The sequence below is a fragment of the Nonomuraea rhizosphaerae genome (assembly GCF_019396405.1).
GTDB lineage: Bacteria > Actinomycetota > Actinomycetes > Streptosporangiales > Streptosporangiaceae > Nonomuraea > Nonomuraea rhizosphaerae.
In genome coordinates, this window is sequence record NZ_JAHKRL010000544.1 from 1 (window position 1) to 4,531 (window position 4,531).

General features: G+C 71.8%; 4 protein-coding genes. 3 read left to right on the forward strand and 1 reads right to left on the reverse strand.

Features of this window, described 5'->3' with window-relative positions; all coding sequences use genetic code 11:
* Positions 1-334: 334 nt before the first annotated feature.
* Positions 335-1,816 carry an IMP dehydrogenase gene (gene guaB, locus KME77_RS28150; protein WP_219472009.1) on the forward strand — a complete coding sequence of 494 codons (1,482 nt, stop codon included), beginning with the start codon at positions 335-337 and terminating at the stop codon, positions 1,814-1,816.
* A gap of 4 nt (positions 1,817-1,820) precedes the next feature.
* The gene (locus KME77_RS28155; RefSeq protein ID WP_219472012.1) at positions 1,821-2,942 is read left to right on the forward strand and encodes a GuaB3 family IMP dehydrogenase-related protein; all 1,122 of its coding nucleotides are present in this window, start codon (positions 1,821-1,823) and stop codon (positions 2,940-2,942) included.
* A gap of 15 nt (positions 2,943-2,957) precedes the next feature.
* On the opposite strand, the gene KME77_RS28160 is transcribed toward KME77_RS28155, so the two are convergent.
* Positions 2,958-4,133 (reverse strand): cytochrome P450, encoded by a 1,176-nt coding sequence (locus KME77_RS28160; RefSeq protein ID WP_219472014.1) that lies wholly within the window; start codon positions 4,131-4,133, stop codon positions 2,958-2,960.
* A 183-nt stretch (positions 4,134-4,316) separates the two neighbouring features.
* On the opposite strand from KME77_RS28160, the gene KME77_RS28165 reads away from it, so the two are divergent.
* On the forward strand, positions 4,317-4,531 hold a 215-nt coding region (locus KME77_RS28165), incomplete at its 3' end, for a helix-turn-helix domain-containing protein (protein WP_219472016.1).

Genomic DNA, 4,531 nt, shown 5'->3' on the forward strand with positions numbered 1-4,531 from the left:
CCGGTGGCCGGGGGATGGGGCGGATCACCGACCGCCCCATCCCCCGGCACTTTTTGATGCCGGGAGCACGACGGGCCGCGGGCGCGGGATCGCAGCTCGTGGCGGGTCGCCGGCACGCCGACCGTGGGCACGCCCATGGCAGGCCGCCGAACGCGGCTCCCGTGGGGGTCATCGTGCTCCCGGCATCTCCAGGGCACTTCGGAGACGGCATCGCCGGGCGGCGGCCCGTGCCCCGCGCCCCCAGGTGTGCCGCGCGGGACGACGCGATGGGTTTGCGATTTGTGTCAGGCCCTAGACTTGGGCTCATCAGCGCATCGGCAGGAGGGGCCGCAGCATGTCCAAGTTCACCGAGACAGGTCTGACCTTCGAGGACGTGCTGCTCGTGCCGGGCTACTCCGACATGCAACCGGGTGATGCCGACACCTCCTCGCGCCTGTCGCGGCGGATCCGGCTGTCCATCCCGCTGATGTCGGCCGCCATGGACACCGTCACCGAGGCCCGCATGGCGGTCGCCATGGCCCGCCAGGGCGGCATCGGCATCCTGCACCGCAACCTCTCGGTCGAGGAGCAGGCCCAGCAGGTCGACCTGGTCAAGCGGTCGGAGGCCGGGATGGTCACCAACCCGGTGACCTGCACGCCCGACGACACCCTGGCCGAGGTGGAGCGGCTCTGCGCGACGTACCGGATCTCCGGGGTGCCTGTCACCGACGTGTCCGGCGTGCTGGTCGGCATCGTGACCAACCGCGACATGCGCTTCGAGACCGACCAGTCGCGCCCGGTGCGCGAGGTCATGACGCCGATGCCGCTGGTGACCGCGCCGGTGGGGGTCTCGCGGGACGAGGCGTTCGCGCTGCTGCGGAAGAACAAGATCGAGAAGCTGCCCCTGGTGGACCCCGACGGCAGGCTGCGCGGCCTGATCACGGTGAAGGACTTCACCAAGAGCGAGCAGTACCCGCTGGCCACCAAGGACTCCGACGGCCGGCTCGTCGTGGGCGCGGCCGTGGGTGTCGGCCCCGACGCCGAGGTGCGGGCCAAGGCGCTGATCGAGGCGGGCGTGGACGTGGTCGTGGTCGACGTCGCGCACGGCCACTCCAAGGGTCTGGCCGAGATGATCGCCAAGGTCAAGGCCAACACCAAGGTCGAGGTGATCGGCGGCAACATCGCGACGCGGGCGGGCGCGCAGATGCTGGTCGACGCGGGCGCCGACGCGGTCAAGGTCGGGGTCGGCCCCGGCTCCATCTGCACCACGCGGGTCGTGGCCGGGGTGGGCGCGCCGCAGGTCACCGCCATTCACCAGGCGTCGCTGGCGTGCGGGCCGGCGGGCGTTCCGGTCATCGGCGACGGCGGCCTCCAGTACTCGGGCGACATCGTCAAGGCCATCGCCGCGGGCGCCGACACGGTCATGCTCGGCTCGCTGCTCGCCGGGTGCGAGGAGTCGCCCGGGGAGCTGATCTTCATCAACGGCAAGCAGTTCAAGTCGTACCGGGGCATGGGCTCGCTCGGCGCGGTGCGCAACCGTGAGCGCGGCGGCACCTCCTTCAGCAAGGACCGCTACGCGCAGGCCGACGTCGGCGGCGAGGACAAGTACATCCCCGAGGGCATCGAGGGCCAGGTCCCCTACCGCGGCCCGGTCGCGGCGGTCGCCCACCAGCTCGTCGGCGGGCTGCGCCAGGGCATGTGGTACTCGGGCTGTCGCACGATCGAGCAGATGCACACCGACTGCGAGCTCATGCCGATCACGGCCGCGGGTCTGAAGGAGAGCCATCCCCACGACATCCAGATGACCGTGGAAGCTCCGAACTATCACAGAAGGTAAGAGCATGACTCAGCAGGTGGAGATCGGCCGGGGCAAGACCGGTCGCCGGGCCTACGCGCTCGACGAGATCGGCCTCGTGCCCTCCCGGCGCACTCGCGACCCGGAGGAGGTCTCGATCGCCTGGCAGATCGACGCCTACCGGTTCGAGCTGCCCGTGGTCGTCGCGCCCATGGACAGCGTGGTCTCGCCGGCCACCGCGATCGAGATCGGCCGGCTCGGCGGCCTCGCGCCGCTCGACCTCGAAGGTCTCTGGACCCGGTACGAGGACCCGTCGCCGCTGCTGGAGGAGTGCGCCTCCCTCGACGCCGAGGCGGCGACCAGGCGGCTGCAGGAGATCTACGACGCGCCGATCAAGGAGGAGCTGATCGGCCGCCGGATCCAGGAGATCAGGGAGTCGGGCGTGACCACGGCCGTTCGCCTGTCGCCGCAGCGCACGGTCCAGTACCACAAGACCGTGATCGACGCGGGCGTGGACATCTTCGTCATCCGCGGCACCACGGTCTCGGCCGAGCACGTCTCCGGGCGGCACGAGCCGCTGAACCTCAAGCAGTTCATCTACGAGCTCGACGTCCCGGTGATCGTGGGCGGCTGCGCGACGTACACGGCCGCCCTGCACCTGATGCGCACGGGGGCGGCGGGCGTCCTGGTCGGCTTCGGCGGCGGCGCCTCGCACACCACCCGTAACGTGCTGGGCGTGGCGGTGCCCATGGCCACGGCGATCTCCGACGTGGCGGCGGCCCGCCGCGACTACATGGACGAGTCGGGCGGGCGCTACGTGCACGTGATCGCCGACGGCGGCATGGGCACCTCGGGCGACATCGCCAAGGCCATCGCCTGCGGGGCCGACGCGGTCATGGTCGGCTCCCCGCTGGCGCGCGCCGCTGAGGCGCCGGGGCACGGCTTCCACTGGGGTTCCGAGGCGCACCACCCCGACCTGCCCCGGGGGCGGCGGGTGGCGTTCCAGACGGTGGGCACGCTGGAGCAGATCCTGCACGGGCCCTCCAGCGTGGCCGACGGGTCGATGAACCTGATGGGGGCGCTGAAGCGGACCATGGCGTCGACCGGCTACTCCGACATCAAGGAGTTCCAGCGGGTCGAGGTCGTGGTGGCGCCGATCCAGCGGTAGTCACGGGGGCGGGCGCTACCAGGTGACCGGCAGCCGGTGCACGCCGTAGACGTCGGAGTTGGCGCGGAGCGGGACGTCCTCGGGCGCCACGGCCAGGCGTAGCGCCGGGAACCTCCTGAGCAGCGCCGGGAAGGCGACCCGCAGCTCGACGCGGGCGAGCTGCTGCCCGAGGCACTGGTGGACGCCGTGGCCGAACGCCAGGTGCCCGCCCTCCTGGCGGCGCAGGTCGAGGGTGTCCGGGTCGGTGAACTTCGCGGGGTCGCGGTTGGCGGCCTGGACCGCGAGCGCGACCGCCTCGCCCGCCTTGATCACCTGCCCGTCCAGCTCGACGTCCGCCAGCGCGGTGCGTACGCCGGTGTGGGCGATGGTCAGGTAGCGCAGCAGCTCCTCGACGGCCTGGTCGGCGAGGCCGGGGTCGGCGCGCAGGGCGTCGAGCTGGCCGGGGTGGCTCAGCAGGGCGAACGTGCCCAGCGCGATCATGTTCGCGGTCGTGTCGAGCCCGGCGCCGAGCAGCAGGGCGCCGATGCCGGCCAGCTCCTCGTCGGTGAGGTCGGCGCCGGTCAGCTCGCTGAGCAGGTCGTCCGTGGGCTCGGCGCGCTTGGCGCGGACCAGCTCGTGGATGTACTGCTGGATCGCGCCGGCGGCGGCGTACTGCTCCTCCGGGGTGACGTCGTGGTCGTTCACCGTCGCGGCGTGGTGCTGGAAGCGCTCCTGGTCGGTGGGCGGGACGCCGAGCAGCTCGCAGATGAGCAGCGCGGGGATCGGCTGCGCGTACGCCTTGACCAGGTCCACTGGCGGGCCGTGGCGTTCCATGGCGTCCAGGTGGTCCGCGGCGACCTGTTCGACGCGCTCGGTGAGCAGGCGCATCCGGCGGACGGTGAACCTGCCGGTGAGCAGGCCGCGGTAGCGCGTGTGCTCGGGCGGGTCCATGCCGATGAACATCCCGGGCGGGGCGGGCGGGAACGGGTGCGTGACGACCGGTCCGGGGGCCGGCGCGTGCATGAGGTCGTGGCGCGAGCTGAAGCGCGGGTCGGCGGTGACCGCGCGGGCCAGCGCGTACGTGGTCACCAGCCAGCCGAGGTGCCCGTCGGGGTAACGCATCCGGCTCAGCGGCGGGAGCGCGCGCAAGGCCTTGGGCGGGTCGAAGGGGTGGCCGGGCTCGCGGGTGACGGGCAGTTCCGAAGCGGTCATGGCGCTTTCCTGTTCGCGATAGTACGTGTTTTGTGTCCAGCAAAAGCTACGTTGCGTTCAAAGATGTGTCAACGGAAATTGGGCATGTTTGCAATGGTCGTGAGCCTGAACGCAACGCTTGGGGTTGCAATGGGGTCCAGGTGAACGCAATACTGAGTGAGCAAGCGACAGAGAGGGGCCCCGATGCCCGGAGGCAGGCTCAGCCACGACGACCGCCGCGAGATCTCTGCGGGCCTGGCCGAGGGGCTCGGCTACGCCGAGATCGCCCGGCGGCTGGGGCGGCCGACGTCGACGATCAGCCGCGAGGTGAGCCGCAACGGCGGCGCCGGCGGCTACCGCGCCGACCAGGCGCACAGGGCGACCGAGGGCCGCGCCCGCCGCAGCCGGCCGGCCACGTC

Bases quoted from the DNA above. Each gene is read 5' to 3' on its own strand.
- guaB (WP_219472009.1), top strand. From the start codon at position 335: ATGTCCAAGTTCACCGAGACAGGTCTGACCTTCGAGGACGTGCTGCTC.
- KME77_RS28155 (WP_219472012.1), top strand. From the start codon at position 1,821: ATGACTCAGCAGGTGGAGATCGGCCGGGGCAAGACCGGTCGCCGGGCC.
- KME77_RS28160 (WP_219472014.1), bottom strand. From the start codon at position 4,133: ATGACCGCTTCGGAACTGCCCGTCACCCGCGAGCCCGGCCACCCCTTC.